The organism is Fibrella arboris, from assembly GCF_041321095.1.
GTDB classification, from domain to species: domain Bacteria; phylum Bacteroidota; class Bacteroidia; order Cytophagales; family Spirosomataceae; genus Fibrella; species Fibrella arboris.
Map to the genome: position 1 here is coordinate 329,425 of NZ_JBGGWE010000002.1, position 15,699 is coordinate 345,123.

At 53.7% G+C, this 15,699-nt stretch carries 14 protein-coding genes; 8 read left to right on the forward strand and 6 right to left on the reverse strand.

The window, feature by feature from the left end; translation table 11 throughout:
• Positions 1-55 precede the first annotated feature (55 nt).
• The 4 genes from ACAW75_RS03920 to ACAW75_RS03935 all read left to right on the forward strand — a co-directional run bounded on the left by ACAW75_RS03920 (position 56) and on the right by ACAW75_RS03935 (position 5,944).
• A complete protein-coding gene (locus ACAW75_RS03920; protein WP_370727370.1) occupies positions 56-3,415 on the forward strand; it encodes a UvrD-helicase domain-containing protein in 3,360 nt (1,119 codons plus the stop codon).
• Positions 3,412-4,362 (forward strand): phosphatase PAP2 family protein, encoded by a 951-nt coding sequence (locus ACAW75_RS03925; RefSeq protein WP_370727371.1) that lies wholly within the window; start codon positions 3,412-3,414, stop codon positions 4,360-4,362. The genes ACAW75_RS03920 and ACAW75_RS03925 overlap by 4 nt, the downstream gene beginning before the upstream one ends.
• A gap of 29 nt (positions 4,363-4,391) precedes the next feature.
• Positions 4,392-5,351, forward strand: a complete 960-nt coding sequence (locus ACAW75_RS03930; RefSeq protein WP_370727372.1) for a methylenetetrahydrofolate reductase — start codon at positions 4,392-4,394, stop codon at positions 5,349-5,351.
• Between the two features lie 83 nt (positions 5,352-5,434).
• Positions 5,435-5,944, forward strand: a complete 510-nt coding sequence (locus ACAW75_RS03935) for a hypothetical protein (RefSeq protein WP_370727373.1) — start codon at positions 5,435-5,437, stop codon at positions 5,942-5,944.
• Here ACAW75_RS03935 and ACAW75_RS03940 read toward each other — a convergent pair.
• The 3 genes from ACAW75_RS03940 to ACAW75_RS03950 all read right to left on the reverse strand — a co-directional run bounded on the left by ACAW75_RS03940 (position 5,924) and on the right by ACAW75_RS03950 (position 7,929).
• Entirely contained in the window at positions 5,924-6,451 is a 528-nt protein-coding gene (locus ACAW75_RS03940; RefSeq protein WP_370727374.1) for an AAA family ATPase, read from the reverse strand. The genes ACAW75_RS03935 and ACAW75_RS03940 overlap by 21 nt on opposite strands.
• Positions 6,402-7,028: a pseudouridine synthase gene (locus tag ACAW75_RS03945; protein ID WP_370727375.1), complete on the reverse strand. Its 627-nt coding sequence runs from the start codon at positions 7,026-7,028 to the stop codon at positions 6,402-6,404. Before ACAW75_RS03945 ends, ACAW75_RS03940 begins: the two co-directional genes overlap by 50 nt.
• A 133-nt stretch (positions 7,029-7,161) precedes the next feature.
• Positions 7,162-7,929, reverse strand: a complete 768-nt coding sequence (locus tag ACAW75_RS03950) for an exodeoxyribonuclease III (protein WP_370727376.1) — start codon at positions 7,927-7,929, stop codon at positions 7,162-7,164.
• 65 nt (positions 7,930-7,994) lie between these two features.
• Here ACAW75_RS03950 and ACAW75_RS03955 point away from each other — a divergent pair, with 65 nt between their 5' ends.
• The 4 genes from ACAW75_RS03955 to ACAW75_RS03970 all read left to right on the forward strand — a co-directional run bounded on the left by ACAW75_RS03955 (position 7,995) and on the right by ACAW75_RS03970 (position 13,751).
• Positions 7,995-8,672 carry a hypothetical protein gene (locus ACAW75_RS03955; RefSeq protein WP_370727377.1) on the forward strand — a complete coding sequence of 226 codons (678 nt, stop codon included), beginning with the start codon at positions 7,995-7,997 and terminating at the stop codon, positions 8,670-8,672.
• Positions 8,673-8,745: 73 nt separating this feature from the next.
• Positions 8,746-11,115 (forward strand): peptidylprolyl isomerase, encoded by a 2,370-nt coding sequence (locus ACAW75_RS03960; RefSeq protein ID WP_370727378.1) that lies wholly within the window; start codon positions 8,746-8,748, stop codon positions 11,113-11,115.
• A gap of 82 nt (positions 11,116-11,197) precedes the next feature.
• A complete protein-coding gene (locus ACAW75_RS03965) occupies positions 11,198-12,652 on the forward strand; it encodes a peptidylprolyl isomerase (RefSeq protein ID WP_370727379.1) in 1,455 nt (484 codons plus the stop codon).
• A 136-nt stretch (positions 12,653-12,788) separates the two neighbouring features.
• The gene (locus ACAW75_RS03970; RefSeq protein ID WP_370727380.1) at positions 12,789-13,751 is read left to right on the forward strand and encodes an AAA family ATPase; all 963 of its coding nucleotides are present in this window, start codon (positions 12,789-12,791) and stop codon (positions 13,749-13,751) included.
• Between the two features lie 72 nt (positions 13,752-13,823).
• Here ACAW75_RS03970 and ACAW75_RS03975 read toward each other — a convergent pair whose 3' ends face one another.
• From ACAW75_RS03975 to ACAW75_RS03985, 3 genes are all read right to left on the reverse strand, one after another.
• Positions 13,824-14,408, reverse strand: coding sequence for a nucleotidyltransferase family protein (locus ACAW75_RS03975; RefSeq protein ID WP_370727381.1), 585 nt, complete (start codon positions 14,406-14,408; stop codon positions 13,824-13,826).
• A gap of 11 nt (positions 14,409-14,419) precedes the next feature.
• On the reverse strand, positions 14,420-15,193 hold the full coding sequence (locus ACAW75_RS03980) for a hypothetical protein (RefSeq protein WP_370727382.1): 774 nt from the start codon (positions 15,191-15,193) through the stop codon (positions 14,420-14,422).
• A 101-nt stretch (positions 15,194-15,294) separates the two neighbouring features.
• Positions 15,295-15,660: a hypothetical protein gene (locus tag ACAW75_RS03985; RefSeq protein WP_370727383.1), complete on the reverse strand. Its 366-nt coding sequence runs from the start codon at positions 15,658-15,660 to the stop codon at positions 15,295-15,297.
• Positions 15,661-15,699 lie beyond the last annotated feature (39 nt).

Here is a 15,699-nt window from a genome sequence, read left to right on the forward strand (position 1 = left end):
CCAATCTGTAATAAGCAGCGCACCTGACACCTGAAACCTGACACTTGACAAATCCATGTTCAACGTGTATAGTGCCTCTGCCGGGTCGGGAAAAACCTATACCCTGACCAAAGAGTACCTCAAACTGGCATTGGGGGAAGGCCGGACGGTGCGCCTCGCTGATTCGTTCAAAGGCACGTACTTCCGAACGATTCTGGCCATCACGTTCACGAATGCGGCGGCCAATGAAATGAAAGAACGGATTCTGCGCGAGGTGTCAGGCATTGCGCAGGGAGATCCTAAATCCGATCGGTTTCTGGCCGAACTAACCGCCGAATTAAGCGAAAAAACACCCGACGACCCTGACTTTGCCGCGTTGACAGCCCTTGTTCGAGGGCGCTGCAAACGGCTCTTTCAGTCCATTCTGCACCGCTACTCCGATTTCTCGGTGACCACGATCGACTCGTTCACCCAGCGGCTCGTCATGGCTTTCACCGATGAGTTGGGCCTGCCCTATTCCTTTGAAGTAGAGATGGAAACCGATCGGGTCCTTGAGGTCGCCGTCGATAACCTGATCGAGCGGGTCGGCACCGATGAAATGGCTGACGTCACGGCGATTCTTCATCAACTGTTTGAGGAAACAGCCCGCGATGGACGAAGCTGGAATCAGATTGCCGAGGCCCTTCGCGAATTCGGCAATGTGCTGACCTCCGATCAGCACTACGAAGCCGTTGGCCGTATTGCGGATCTCACGCCCGGTCAGATCCGAACGATCAGGCAGCAACTGCTGGCGTTCAACGCAGCTGTAGCCGCACGCATTCAGGAACAGGGGAAAATCGCCTGGCAACTTATTGCCGCCGCTGGCCTGTCTGAGCAGGATTTCAATAGAAAATCAACGGGAATTGGTACTTTCTTTAAAGCCGTAGCTGAAGGTGACATTACCAGGAATATCAACAGCTATCACCTGGCCGCTGTTGACGAGCAGGTCTGGTACAGTGCCAAGTCGACCCCATTGGCCACTCAGGCGGCCATAGATTCCATGACCAGTGAGTTGAGCACCTGTTTTAACACGATAAGGCACGAACGCGAGTCGACCGCCAAGCTGCTGACGCTCTATAAAGCGATTGACCCGCATTTGCAGAAAATGGCCCTGCTCAAGCAGATTCGTGATGAGTTTGTCGATCTGCTTCGGAAAGATAACCGGGTGCATATCTCGGAATTCAATAAGCGTATCAAGGCCATTGTGGAAACAGAGCCTGTTCCCTTCCTGTTTGAACGGCTGGGCAGCAAGTACAATCACATTCTGATAGACGAGTTCCAGGATACCTCGCAACTCCAGTTTGCCAACCTGATGCCGCTGATCGAGAATGCCCTGGGCAGCGGCTATTTTAACCTGGCAGTAGGGGATGGCAAGCAGGCAATTTACCGGTTCAGAGGGGGCGATATGGACCAGATCGTGGCCCTGCACCGCAGGAACCTCACCAACCTACAGCGGCTGCATGGCCCTACCACCTGGACAGCCGAACGGATCGATGCCCTGAACGGCCTGATTGCGCCCAAAACGCTCGACACTAACTGGCGGTCAGCGCGGCCCATCGTGGCGTTCAACAACCACTTTTTCGGCTTCGTAGCCCGCCAGTATGCCCATACCAATGAGCGTATCGACGAGGTGTATGATGCCCTGAACGTATTTCAGCAGAAACCAGCCCCCAACGCCGCTGAGCAAGGTCATATTCAGCTCGACTTCATCGGGGCCGACGAGCTGGGGACCGACAGCAAGGTGGCCAACGAAATGGTGAAGCTGACTATTGAGCATATCCGACAGGCGCAGGCCGATGGGTACACCTTTGGGGAGATGGCCGTGCTTACCCGCAGTCGGCGCCATGCCCAGCTGGTGGCAAACGAACTGAACCGACTGGGTATTCCCCTCTCCTCGGCCGATTCGCTGTCGCTGCAATTTTCCGAGCCGGTCCGACTGCTTATCGCCCTGCTCACGATGCTCAGCCGACCCGGCCAGCCTCAGGTACGTTACGAGGTGTTGTACCTCTACCATAGTGTGGTGCACAACCGCGTACCCGACGACAACGAAACGGAACGCCTGCGCCTGGTAGCCAGTGCGCCCGACGAAGCCCCCATTTTCGACTACCTGGCCAGAGACGGGTACGATCTGGACCCCGCGGGCCTGGTGCAGCTGAATGTGTATGAACTAACTGAAAAGCTGACGCACCGCTTCCGCCTCTTCGACCAGCCACACGACCAGCCTTTCCTCTTTCGTTTCCTCGACGAAATTCTAACGTTTTCGAGCCGGGAAAGTGGCCATCTGGCCGATTTCCTGCTGCACTGGGAAACGGCAAAAGCGAAGGTATCGGTCAGCGAAGGGTTGACCAGTGACGCCGTTACCATTCAAACGATTCACAAAGCGAAAGGCCTGGAATACCCGGTCGTGATTATTCCATTCGCCGACTGGGGCGTTGACCCTACGCCCAGAGATACGATCTGGGTCGATCTGAGCCGCGTTGAGACCGATCCGCTTACGGTGGCCATGCCCGACGGGAGCCTGAACAGGTTGCTCAACGCCCAGGTAGCCCTCACGCAACAGCTCGATGCCACGCCCGATGAAGTCAGAGAGCAGTATATCAACGAGAAAAGCCGCACCTTCATCGAAAACATGAACCTGCTCTACGTGGCGTTTACCCGTGCTGCAGAACGGCTGTACATCATGGCTGAACGGAAGGAGTTCTCGACCCAGCGCGGACAGGCTACGGCCGCTTATTGGCTACACAGCTTCCTGCGCGACAGCCAGATGGCCAAAGAGGCGGGCTGTTATTGGGAAGAAGGCCGTCGTCAGTATACGTTGGTTCAGGGCATCGGTGCCCGGCCGGCGGCCGATCGGTCTGCTCAGGCAAATCAGGGCAATGCCATTGATTTACAGCCCATTCGGAGCGGCTCACGTGGCCAGAATATGCAGTTACGCCGAATGGCCGAACGCGTGTTCGATACCCGCACCTTTGAACAGAATCGTGAACGCGACCGTAAACTGTGTGCTGCCCTGAGCCTTATCAAAGGAGCCGACTGTCTTGATAAGACCCTGGCGCGGCTGGTTCGGGAAGGGGTCATTCGCTCTGTTGAAGTACCAGAATTGCGGGGGGCGCTGGCCGCTATTATCAACCATCCGCAGTTAGCTGATGTCTTTGGCTACGACCGGCGAATTGATACAGATCGCAGTATTCTCACTCAAAAGCAGGCGAAAGGAGCCCCCCACCGGGTTGTTCACCGGCCGGGTGGGGGGGTAATTCTAGTTCAGTACGCCAGTCTGGGCGAGCAACCCGAATCCTACCTGCCTACCTTTATTGGCTTATACAAAGAGATGGGTTACTCAACCGTCGAAGGCCTCATTGTGTGGCTAGGCAACGTACCCAGCATAAACCGGTTATGAAAAAAATACATTGGAGTTGGCTGCTGTCGATTTCACTTACGGCGCATGGTCAGGTCGACTCACTACCTCAATCTCCTCACCAGGTCACTGGTTCGCCTTACGCCTTAAAAACGGGGCGTGAAGCTATTCTTCTGGGTGCTGGCGCAGTGACGTACGGAACGGCCTATGTTTTCAACAAACAGCTGACTCCGCTCACTGCTAACGGGATTGCGGAACTCAATAGGGCCGCTATCCCCGGATTCGACCGATCGGCAACGAACCATTATTCAACCGGTGCGGCCCACCTCAGCGACCTCACGCTGGGTGCTGGCATCGGTCTGACAGGTATCGTGATCTTATCGGCAAAAGCACCAGCCAAGGCCCATCCGGGGCGGCCCCAGATAGTCCCGGGCGAACCGAAACCCCCGCTCACCTCTTCGTTTTTCAACAGTGAGCTCTATACCGTCGGGGTCATGTATGTGGAGACCATGCTGCTCACCAATGGCCTAAAAAGTACCGTCAAGAACGCCGTGGAACGTACCCGACCCTTTGCCTACAACCCCACGGTTGCACTTGGCGAGAAATTGGACAAAGACACGCAGCGATCGTTCTATTCGGGCCATGCATCCAATGCCTTCGCTACCGCCGTTTTTGCCGCCGAAGTGTTTCGCCATTACCATCCAGCCTCAAGGGCCAAGGCCTGGGTTTGGGTTGGGTCGCTGGGCCTGGCAACGGGAACTGCCTATCTGCGGTATGAAGCCGGTCAACATTTTCCGAGCGACCTGGTAGTTGGCGCCGCTGTTGGCTCCCTGGCAGGCTGGGCTATTCCCAAGCTCCACGAAACCAGGCACAGCCGCCGTCGACCAGCCGGCCGGACCAATGTATCGATTACCCCCTGGAGCAGCGGGTTAGCCAGTGGCTTTTCGCTCCGATGGAGTATTTCCAGCCCTAGTTTTGTTACCGAATAAAGTTACCCGTCCAGACTGGCACCCACCTGATGACCAAAATTACCGAACACATTCGCCGGGCCAACGGCAAACCTATTTTCTCGATTGAAGTAATTCCCCCCATCAAGGGAGACAACCTCAAAAACCTGCTCGACAACATTGAGCCGCTGATGGAGTTCAACCCACCTTTTATTGACGTTACCTACCACCGCGAAGAATACATCGAACAACCACAGCCCGACGGCAGCATTCGCAAGATCGTGACCCGGAAACGGCCCGGCACCGTGGGCATTTGCTCGGCCATCATGCACCGCTTTAACGTTGATCCGGTGCCTCATGTGCTCTGCGGCGGTTTCTCGCGCGACGAGACCGAAGATTTCCTGATCGACCTCAACTACCTGGGGATCGACAATGTACTCGTCTTGCGCGGCGACCCGGCTAAACCATTTAAAACGTTCAAGGCCAAAGAAAATGGGTATTCCTACGCCAGCGAACTGGTAGAGCAGGTGGCCAGCATGAACCAGGGGCTTTATCTGCATGAAGAAGATACGGCCATGACACCCACCGACTTCTGCATCGGCGTAGCGGCTTATCCAGAAAAACACTTTGAAGCCGAAAACCATGACATCGACTTCGATTTTCTGAAACAGAAAATTGCTAAGGGGGCTGACTACATTGTGACCCAGATGTTTTTCGACAATTCGCGCTACTTCGATTTTGTGAAGCGTTGCCGCGAACACGACATCACTATTCCGATCATTCCGGGCCTGAAACCGATTAGCACCCGGAAGCAGCTCGACATTCTACCGCGCCTGTTTCACCTCCATATGCCCGATGACCTGGTCAATGCGATTACCGCCTGTGGGAACGACGCGGAAGCCCGGCAGGTGGGTATCGAGTGGAGCGTTCAACAAGGCCGTGAGCTGATCGCCGCCGGTGCTCCAGTGCTTCATTTTTACACGATGGGCAAGGGTGATAATGTACAGAAAATAGCAGGGGAGTTGTTTTGACCAAACGGGCCCTATCGACCATACTTGCTCAGGGTATATCTGTTGCTGGGCATCCGCTGCTTACGCTCCCTGTCTGTTCACTGATGGCTCTATTTCGCTATGAATCGCTCGCCAATGCATCAATACTGGCGTTGCTGATTGTGGGTGGCCTGTTTGTGCCTCTCGCAGTTAGTATGTATCGAAATCAGGTAAAGGTAAAGGGCGTTCATACCAATTTTGATGTCTCAGATCAGCGGCAGCGCCAGACCTGGTATTATCTGGTCATAAGTTTGCTGGGGGGTGTCACATTCATTCTGTACGTGACCAACCAGTCCTATATCCTGCGCATTGGCTTCCTGCTGGCCACGCTGCTGCTGGTCACGTCGCAACTCGTTAACCTGTTCATCAAAAGCTCCTTACATGTATCACTGAATACATACCTAGCTTTCCTGTTATTGCTTCTAGACGTAAAGCTCGGGGTGTTATTGCTAGCCTTCATTCCAATGATTGGCTGGTCCAGACGCCAACTGAACAGGCATACGGTAGTCGAGCTTCTAACGGGCGGAGTGATTGGATCGACGTTCGGCAGTTTGCTATATTACCTTGCCCAGTAACCTATCAATTACGGTGATAACCTGTTGCGTCCGGCCTGCATAATCAGCCCCCGAAACAACTACGTACGGAATGCCACGTTCGCTCAGTGCCTGCTCGAATCGGGCATACATTTCAGTCCGACGGTGACCCAGATCACGCAGCCCGTCGGCCACCCAGGGAACGTCCGGGTTGAGCAGAAAGTAGGCATCAAATTGTTCCTGAGCCGCTAGTTCGGTGAGAATAGCGGGGTGCGGCACGCCGTAGATGGTAGCATATAACTGCGTGGTGATCAGGTCAGTATCACAGATCAACACCCGGTTTGCCAGCGGAACAGCACGTTCTACAGCCGCCGTCTGCGCAACGGCAATGCGGGCATAGTCGTCGCTGGTCAGGTCGTTCGAGGTAATCAGATCGCGCGCCATTTCAGGTACGTATATGGTCTGGTAATGAGTGGCCAGTTGCTGGGCCATCGTGGTTTTACCGACGCTTTCGGGGCCGTAGAGGCAAACGCGTAGTGGCTGCGCCATGCGTGTTGAGGAGTTGAGTGATTGCCGATTCCGCTACGATCTGCACATCAGCGGGTTGCATGCCGTCAGCCGTCAGATGCCCGATCGCCCAGCGTACCAGCCTCAGCGTGGGAAAACCAACAGCTGCCGTCATTTTGCGCACCTGCCGATTTTTTCCTTCGGTTAGTGTTAACGAAATCCATGAGGTGGGAATAGTGGCCCTGAACCGGATCGGTGGGTTTCGGGGCGGCAAGTCAGGCTCTTCGATACGACGGGCAACAGCAGGCAGGGTGCGATGCATTTTTCCATCAACCGTGATCGATACACCCTCAGTTAATTGCTGAACGGCCTCCTCCGTGATCGCTCCGTCGACCTGCACATAATAGGTACGTTCGTGCGCAAAACGCGGATCGAGCAGCCGATGATTGATCGACCTGTCATTCGTCAGTAATAAAAGCCCCTCACTGTCTGCATCCAGCCGACCAACCGGATACACGTCGCGCCCGAAGGCAAAGGATAGATCTGCCAGAGTAGCCTTGTCGCCTTCCTGAGAAAACTGCGACAGCATACCGAAGGGTTTATAAAGCAGGTAATGCATGGGGCGAGAGCGTGAAAGGGCGGGAGAGTGAAAGAGCGGATGAGTGAACGAGAGAAGGGGGGGGGACAGAGCAACTGATCATTTCGCTAGTTGGCTGGCACCTGCACTAGTCACTCGTTCGCCATTCACGCTTTCACTCTCCCGCCACTTCCGCCCAGACGGGGCCATGATCGGAATGGACTGCATTGGCATGGTGCCCGGCGGCCAGCAGGCGGTCACGAAGGGGTTCGGCCAGCGAGATATAGTCGATACGCCAGCCTTTGTTATTGGCTCTGGCCCCGGCCCGGTAGCTCCACCAACTGTATTCGACCAGCTCAGGATTCTTTTCGCGGAAGGCATCGATGAAGCCACTGGCAAACCAGTTGGTCATCCAGGTACGTTCCTCGGGCAGAAAACCAGTTGAATTTTTGTTGCGGATGGGGTCGTGAATATCGGCCTCGGTATGGGCAATGTTGTAATCACCCACTACGATCAGGTTAGGTCGAGACTGCCGAAGAGTATGAGCGTATTCGAAGAACTCATTGAGAAACTGCATCTTGAAGCCCTGCCGTGAGTCGCCCGACGTACCTGAGGGGAAATAGCAGTTCAGGATGGTCAGATCACCGAAGTCGGTGCGAAGAATGCGGCCCTCGCAATCGTAATGCGCTAGTCCACAACCTAACACGGCCTTGTCGGCGGGCATTTTGGCGAAGGTAGCCACACCTGAATAGCCTTTCTTTTCGGCGGCATGCCAGTGGTACGTAAAACCGAGTGCCTCGAAGACACTAAGATCGACTACATCGTGCGTTGCTTTCACCTCCTGAAGGCAGAGCACATCAACCGGATGCTCACGCAGCCAGTCGATCAGGCCGTTTTTGATGGCCGCCCGGATGCCATTTACGTTATAGGTAACTAAGCGCATGGTGCAAAGAAAAGACTTTTTTTAGCCCTAAATCCGTTGTACCGTAAAGCTTCTGTCTCCCCTTTATGAAACTTCCGCTCGGTGGTCTTACACTCCTGTTCCTTGCTTCTTGTGCGGCCCCGCGGCCATTGACTGCCGAATTGAGACCCAACTCGCTCAAAGCCAATAACCTGGAAGAGACAATCAGCCGCCGCGACGAGGTCATGCTGGCCTATTCACTGGTCAGTTACGACGCGCAGAATAAAGCGGTCGGCGTAGTCAATGGCGGTTGGGGCGTTCAGTCCATGACAAAAGGTACGTCGGCCGATCTGACCAAATCGATCCCGATCCGACTACCGATGCCCAAAAACGGCCGCATGGTAGCGTCGATGGTGCTCATTGAAGTAGACGATTACAATCAGGCGTCGGAACTGCTGGGGAAAATTCAGCGGGTGAACACCGTGATCAGCGTCCCGGCGGGCATTTTGCTGGCTGGTGCCGAAGCGCTCACTCCGTTGAAATATGTGGCCGCAGGACTAACGGCTGCTGGCATGGGCCTCCAATTCGCCAATCAGCTCGACGACGACGATGTGTTGGGGCAGAGCAGCGTGGAGTTGACCGATGCCGCCATTCGCAAGTCGGGCAAACGGATAATGCGGATTCCTGCCCACTTCACCGGTCAACACCTGCGCGATTCGTTCGACTATGAACTGACGTACGATCTGAGCCTAAAAAACGTTAAAATAGAGCCTTCTGGCCAATAAGTCCTATCTTTGTCGGTTCTCTTTCGGGCACTATTCGGTTGTGTCTGCTTGTTTTGACTGTAGCAATCCGTACATGCGCTTACCTGGTTCAACGTCATTGTTTTCTCAGCAACCTCCCCCCTCTTTCAGCTCGCCTTCTTGTCGGCGGTTTGTTGGGTCGGCCCTTTGGCTGGCGCTCGTCACCGCCTGTAAAACGTCGGCGCCGATAGCCACCACGCCCCCGGCAGTAGGTACGCCTAAGCCAGTCGTCTTGACCCTGGGCGACAATAAGGCAATTTCCAGCGACGAATTTTTCGACTCGTTCACGAAGAACCAGTTATCGGCCGATTCGTCACAGCGGACCGATATTCGTAGCTATCTGGACCTGTACACGAACCTGAAACTGAAAGTATTGGCGGCAGAAAAATCTGGCCGCGACACGACAGCAGCGTTTCGGGAAGAGATGGCTACTTACCGGAAGCAGCTGGCGCAACCGTACCTGACCGATAAAACGCTGGTTGAACAGCTGACCAATGAGGCCTACCAGCGGATGCAGCAGGAAGTGCGGGCCTCGCATATTCTGATTCCAGTCCCGGAAGAAGCAGCCCCGGCCGATACCCTGGCCGCCTACCAGCAGGCGCTGGCCATCCGCAAGCGCATTCAGGACGGGGAATCCTTCGCTACGGTAGCCCGGCAAGTATCAAAAGACCCCACAGTAGCCAGAAACGGTGGTGACCTGGGTTATTTTTCTGCCTTTCAAACAATCTATCCATTCGAGAATGCAGCCTACCTGCTTCCGGTTGGTAGTTTGTCGGCCCCTGTTCGCACTCGTTTCGGGTATCACCTGATTCAGGTAAATGACCGGCGCCCATCGCGGGGTAAAATACAGGTGGCCCATATTCTTGTTCGTCTTTCGCCCACGGCCGAGCCTGCAGGTGTGGCCGCCGCCAAAGCCCGGATCGATGAGGCCTATGCCAAACTACAGGCAGGCGATTCATTCGAAGCCCTCGCCAAACTTTATTCCGACGATACTCAGAGCAAAAATGCAGGCGGCAAATTGCCACCCTTTGCAACAGGTCAGAATGTACCAGCCCTGGAAGAAGCCGCGTTTAACCTGACCACGCCCGGCAGCTACAGCCCGCCTTTCAGAACTAATTATGGCTGGCATATCCTCAAACTCATTGAACGTAAGCCGATCGAACCGTTTGCTGAACTGGCGCCGGCACTCCGGCAAAAAGTAGTGACCGATTCCCGCTCGGAAGTGGTACGGAATACCACCCTTCAGCGCCTTAACCGGGAATACACGGTCGGCGAGAACGAGTCGGTCAGACAGACAGCCCTCGCCCGCGCCGATTCAAGTCTCCTGCAAGGCCGGTGGCGCCTGCCAACGCCCGCCGACGAATCGACCCTGCTGACGATTACTGGTGCCGGTGGGTACACGGCCAGCATACCGGCCTCAAAATTCTTTACTTACGTTCAACAGAAGCAACTGCCACGCTCAGAAATGGGTCTTACTGCCAGAGCGGTCATGCAGCGCCTCTACACCCGGTTTGTGGGCGATCAACTGATGGCGGCCGAAGAAGCCAACTTGGAAAAAAAATACCCTGAATTCAGGAATTTGCTGGCTGAAGTACGCGATGGTGTGTTGTTGTCACAAGTGATGGAAGAGCAGGTCTGGGAACGCTCATTGGCCGATTCAACTGGGCAGAAGCAATATTTTGAACAGAACCGGGCAAAATATACGTACCCGGCCAGAGCCGTAGCGACCATTCTTGACGCGACCGACGAAAAACTGTTGGCCGATGCCAAAGCACGGCTGGCGACCAGTCCGTATCCGCTGAAACGATCGGCCCCTGATCTACTGTTCGAACAAAATCAGACCGCCTTGTCGTCTGGGGCTACTGATGCCATGTTCGACATTCTGGTGACGATGGTCAAGAACCCGGCGTATGTACTCGACGTAACGGCTTCGCACGATGCCACGGAGAAAGACAGCGTCTCGGCCGGACGGCTTCGATCGGTTGTCACCTACCTGACCAGCAACGGTGTTCAGCTTGCCCGCATCAATGAAAAAGATTTGCAGGGGTCACGGCCCACGAGTGCCACCGCCCGCCGGGTATCATTTACGTACCTGACAACATCCAGGCAGGATATAGCCCGGGTGGTGAGTGGAACTGTGGCCAATGCCGTTACCATTACGGAAGGCATTTTTGCCAAAGGGCAGAACCAGTATGTTGATGAGCTACCGTGGCAGACAGGCACCAATTCCTTTACCAAAGGAAACCGGCTTGTGCAGGTCACCATTTCGAAAATAGAGCAACCCCGCCCCCGCACTTTTGCGGAGGCGCGTGGGGCCGTCATTAATGATTACCAGCTCTATCTGGAGCAGCAGTTTTTAGCTGACCTACGGCAGAAATACCCCGTTCGGGTGAACGAGGACGAATTGAAACGACTCTTAAAATGAGTCTTCTGGTAGCTGCTTTCAGTTGCTTCGCCAATAGCAACTGAAAGCAGCGACCAGAAGACAGCAAACTCTCAGTTACGAAATGAATAAAGTACACACCGCATCGCTGAGTCTGTTGGGGGCCACACTGACCCTGGCCCAGGCGTTTAGCACCGGCGGATTTGCGTCTCATCCCGCAACCCTTCCGCAGGCGGCCCGGCCAGTTGCTGTTGTAGCACCTGCCGATACCGTCGTGGATAACGAAACGGTTCTGCTGAACAAGATCATAGCCAAGGTCGATAATTATTACGTCTTGAAGTCGGACCTGGAAGAGGCGCTACAGTCCTACGCGGCCAACGGTCAGCAGGCCCCTCAGAAATGCCAGTTGCTGGAAAGCCTGGTCATCAACAAGATGATGCTGGCCAAGGCTGAGATTGACTCCGTAGTGGTTGATGAAAAGCAGGTCGACAGCCAGCTGGATAGTCGGATGTCGTACATGGTTCAGCAGTATGGTTCGGAGAAAAATATCGTTGAGCAGTTTGGCAAAAGCCTCGAAATGCTGAAAGGCGAGGTACGTACCCAGGTGCGGGATCAGATGCTGACGCGCAAAATGCAGGAGACGATCACCACGAAAACGAAAGTTACCCCCCGCGATGTACTGAAATTTTTCAATACCATTCCGAAAGACAGCTTGCCTTATATGCCAGCCGAGGTAGAAGTTGGTCAGATTGTCCGGTATGCCGTCGTTACGAAAGCGCAGAAAGATGTATTGCGGCAGCGGTTGCAGGCTTTGAAAGATAGCGTACTGCACGGTGCCGATTTTGGCGTTTTGGCCAAAGCCAATTCGGAGGATGTCGGCTCTGGTGAGAAAGGCGGCGATCTGGGCTACGCAAAGCGGGGCATGATGGTGGCTCCTTTTGAAGGGGCTGCCCTGAAGCTCAAACCAGGCGAATTGTCTGACATTGTTGAATCGGACTTCGGGTTTCACCTGATTCAGTTGATCGAAACGCGGGGCGCCGAATACCACGCCCGGCACATCCTTCTTCGTCCTGAATACAACCGCCTCGAAGTGACTGAGCCTACCCGTTTCCTCGACAGCCTGCGTACTATGATTCAGCTGGACAGTATTAAATTCGACAAAGCAGCCAAGGATTTCTCAGAAGACAAGGCAACGGCCGATGCTGGGGGCTTACTCCGTGACGCTCAGTCGGGTAGTGCCCGCCTGGCGATGGACGGCACCATGGATTATGCCATGTTCTCCATATTGGACACCATGACGGTAGGAAAAATTACCCCTGTTTTGCCATACCGTTCCGACGATGGCAAAACAGGGGTACGGATTTTGTACTACAAAACCAAGATAGCCCCGCACACAGCCGACTATAAGCTTGATTTCGAAAAGCTCCAAAACATTGTCTTGCAGAATAAGAAGAATAAGGCAATCGATGAGTGGTTCCGCAAATCAGTCAGTGATGTGTATATCACGGTTGACCCTGAGTACACTGGTTGCCGAATTTTTGGCACGACTCAGAACAGCGGAGCCCAGGCCGCTAACTAACGAATCTGACATAATTTGTGAGTAAGCTGGATAATGGCATTGCGAATTACCAATTTGGTAGCGAGCAGTGCCATTATTTGTTATAGATTCTCCATTTTGCACTTCAAATTCATCATTGTTAATAAAACTTCCCCTAATGCCTTATACATCCGACGTGGCGGCCGCAGAAGCCCTTAAAGACGCTTACAAAAAACTAAGTAATGAGATTGGCAAGGTCATTATAGGTCAGGACGAAACCGTTAGGCTGCTGTTGACGGCCATTTTTTGCCAGGGACATTGCCTGCTTGTCGGCGTTCCGGGATTAGCTAAGACGTTACTGATTCAGACCATTGCCAACGCGCTTGACCTTGATTTTAACCGCATCCAGTTCACCCCAGACTTAATGCCGTCTGACATTCTAGGCTCTGAAACGCTCGACCAGGATCGCAATTTCAAATTCATCAAAGGGCCAATCTTCGCCAATATCATTCTAGCCGATGAGATTAACCGGACCCCGCCGAAGACCCAGTCGGCACTGCTCGAAGCCATGCAGGAGTATAAAGTGACGATTGCCGGTCAGAACTATCCGTTGGGTCGCCCCTTCTTTGTTTTAGCAACCCAGAACCCGATTGAGCAGGAAGGAACGTACCCACTACCCGAAGCGCAGCTCGACCGGTTCATGTTCAACATTTACCTGGACTACCCTTCTTATCAGTCGGAAGTGGCGATCGTTAAGAGTACAACAACCGATGAACGGTATCAGGTACAGCAGGTCATTACAGGCGAAGAGATTTCTGAATTCCAGCACCTGGTTCGCCGTGTGCCTGTCGCTGATAATGTGGTGGAATATGCCGTGAAGCTGGTGCATAGAACCCGCCCGAATACCGAAATGGCCGCTACAGAAGCCAATCAGTACCTGGAATGGGGCGCAGGTCCGCGTGCCTCACAGGCCCTGATTCTGGCGGCTAAGTGCAATGCCCTGTTGATGGGCAAATATTCGCCCGATATCGAAGATGTACAGGCGGTTGCCATGCCCATTCTTCGCCACAGGGTCGTTCGAAACTTCAAGGCTGAAGCCGAAGGTATTACGGTCGAGCAATTAGTGAAAAAGATGATGTAGGTGGGGGATCAGCGGGCTGGTGATCAGGGGTCAGCTATAGAGTTGGCCCTGATCACCAGCCCTGTCCCCACTTTACAAAGCCTCTACTTGCGCCCAGAAGTCCAGATCGATGGCCGCCGGTTCAAACTGCACGTCGGCCAGATCATTCCGGTGCTTAATAATAACCCATTTCGGAGCTTTGTCGGCCGTTAGCTGCGACAGCGCCTCTGCATACTGTCGGGTAAACAGCGCAGGCATATGTACCTGATCACCATACCGTGTGGCGACCATCCCTTTTCCCGTCTCCTGCTGCGTGGCCACCAGTTGCTGAAGCAGCGCTGGCGTTAGAAAAGGTTGGTCGCAGGGCATCACTATAAATGTATCGATCGTTGGCTGCATCAGAAACAGGCCCGCCAGCCCCATTTTCACCGACGATGCAATTCCATCCGCATGCGTCGGATTGTCGATCAGTGTGACGCGCAACCCATCGAGTTCTGGAGCGATCTGTTCACGACGGTCACCCAACACAATCACCACAGGCCCCCCTAAATCGGCGGTGAGTGCAATCTCGGCGGCGTTCCGTACTAACGAGGTTCCGTTTACAGTCAATAGCTGCTTGGCGATGCCCCCAAAACGCTTCGACGACCCCGCTGCCAGCACAATAATTCCCGTTTTCATAGGTAAGACGGTCACTGGAAAAATGGTATCGTAATGCCCACATAGGTCAACCCTGAATGGCTCCGAAACCTGTTATTGTTATCTACCACGTTTTTAACCGATGCAGTATATTCGGTAGTCAACCATTGATAGCCTACTTTAACACCAAACCGTTGGGCCAATAGCACCTTGGCATACACCTCCGTTGCAATCGTGCCAATGGTATTATCACCCAGAAGCTGCACGTTGGCGATAGTCGGTTTGGCCGTTTGAGCCACATTAGACCCGGTGAAACGGATAATCGAGTCGGCACCCGCTACAGATTTGCCAGCAAAGTAGCCTGTCGAGGAAACATATTGGCCTATCCGGTTTTTACCGATCGTGATGCCCAGCAAATCAGCACTGGCGCCAATCTCAATGAACTTTAGGTGAAACTGCGCTCTGATACCAAAGTTCAGAGACGTACCAGAAGCTGACGCCATGCGGAGCGTATCCAGGTTTTGTGGAACCAGCGGTGCTCCGAGCGCATAGATTCCCGATTTGCCGCCCCTTGAGATGTAAGCAGGCGCTGTTGTATACGTTACATTACTGGCGTAGAAAGTTCTGAACGAAGTAGTCCAGCCGATAGCGAAACGTTTTCGTTCACCAATATTCAGGAGTTGGTAATACGATAATGACGGACTAATCTGATCCTGACGAAAACCTGCCTCAATATCCACTCCGGAACGGATACGGGTAGAAACCGGTGACTGCGCGAACGATGCCAGGGGCAACAGACAAAAAAGCAAAAAACGTAGGTTGTTCATGTTCATAAAAAAAGCCAGAGGTTAAAGCCGACAGGCTAACCTCTGACCATAGTGTAGTCGCCGGCAAATATACGCCTCATTTTGAGCAATGGCTGGTTACTTTATGCCACTGGCTCGAAAGCAGTTGCCTGTTTCAACGTCCGTTCATTTCCGGTTTCAGGGTCCTGGTAGGTATAGTCACTGACTTCGATCGACACTTTCTTTCCAAGCAGTTTATTGGTGTCTAACTGGTTATTGGCGCCTGTTTCTACCCCCACTGCCCGGCATAGCTCCATTAAGATAGGCATCCCTGCCGGTGAAATATAAAAGCGCTGGTTGACAAACCCGTCTTCATTTTCAAAACGGCAGGCGATAAACGGTACGTCCTTATATTCACTTTTTCCTTCGTCAATATTCGTAATATCAACAGTCTGCCGGCCATCCGACAGGAAAGGCTTATCGAGGCCTTCCTCTACATTAATTTTCATTGCGCTGAGCGTTAGATTTGTACTTTAGTAACGGAAAGA

Bases quoted from the DNA above. Each gene is read 5' to 3' on its own strand.
- ACAW75_RS03920 (WP_370727370.1), top strand. From the start codon at position 56: ATGTTCAACGTGTATAGTGCCTCTGCCGGGTCGGGAAAAACCTATACC.
- ACAW75_RS03925 (WP_370727371.1), top strand. From the start codon at position 3,412: ATGAAAAAAATACATTGGAGTTGGCTGCTGTCGATTTCACTTACGGCG.
- ACAW75_RS03930 (WP_370727372.1), top strand. From the start codon at position 4,392: ATGACCAAAATTACCGAACACATTCGCCGGGCCAACGGCAAACCTATT.
- ACAW75_RS03935 (WP_370727373.1), top strand. From the start codon at position 5,435: ATGGCTCTATTTCGCTATGAATCGCTCGCCAATGCATCAATACTGGCG.
- ACAW75_RS03940 (WP_370727374.1), bottom strand. From the start codon at position 6,451: ATGGCGCAGCCACTACGCGTTTGCCTCTACGGCCCCGAAAGCGTCGGT.
- ACAW75_RS03945 (WP_370727375.1), bottom strand. From the start codon at position 7,028: ATGCATTACCTGCTTTATAAACCCTTCGGTATGCTGTCGCAGTTTTCT.
- ACAW75_RS03950 (WP_370727376.1), bottom strand. From the start codon at position 7,929: ATGCGCTTAGTTACCTATAACGTAAATGGCATCCGGGCGGCCATCAAA.
- ACAW75_RS03955 (WP_370727377.1), top strand. From the start codon at position 7,995: ATGAAACTTCCGCTCGGTGGTCTTACACTCCTGTTCCTTGCTTCTTGT.
- ACAW75_RS03960 (WP_370727378.1), top strand. From the start codon at position 8,746: ATGCGCTTACCTGGTTCAACGTCATTGTTTTCTCAGCAACCTCCCCCC.
- ACAW75_RS03965 (WP_370727379.1), top strand. From the start codon at position 11,198: ATGAATAAAGTACACACCGCATCGCTGAGTCTGTTGGGGGCCACACTG.
- ACAW75_RS03970 (WP_370727380.1), top strand. From the start codon at position 12,789: ATGCCTTATACATCCGACGTGGCGGCCGCAGAAGCCCTTAAAGACGCT.
- ACAW75_RS03975 (WP_370727381.1), bottom strand. From the start codon at position 14,408: ATGAAAACGGGAATTATTGTGCTGGCAGCGGGGTCGTCGAAGCGTTTT.
- ACAW75_RS03980 (WP_370727382.1), bottom strand. From the start codon at position 15,193: ATGAACAACCTACGTTTTTTGCTTTTTTGTCTGTTGCCCCTGGCATCG.
- ACAW75_RS03985 (WP_370727383.1), bottom strand. From the start codon at position 15,660: ATGAAAATTAATGTAGAGGAAGGCCTCGATAAGCCTTTCCTGTCGGAT.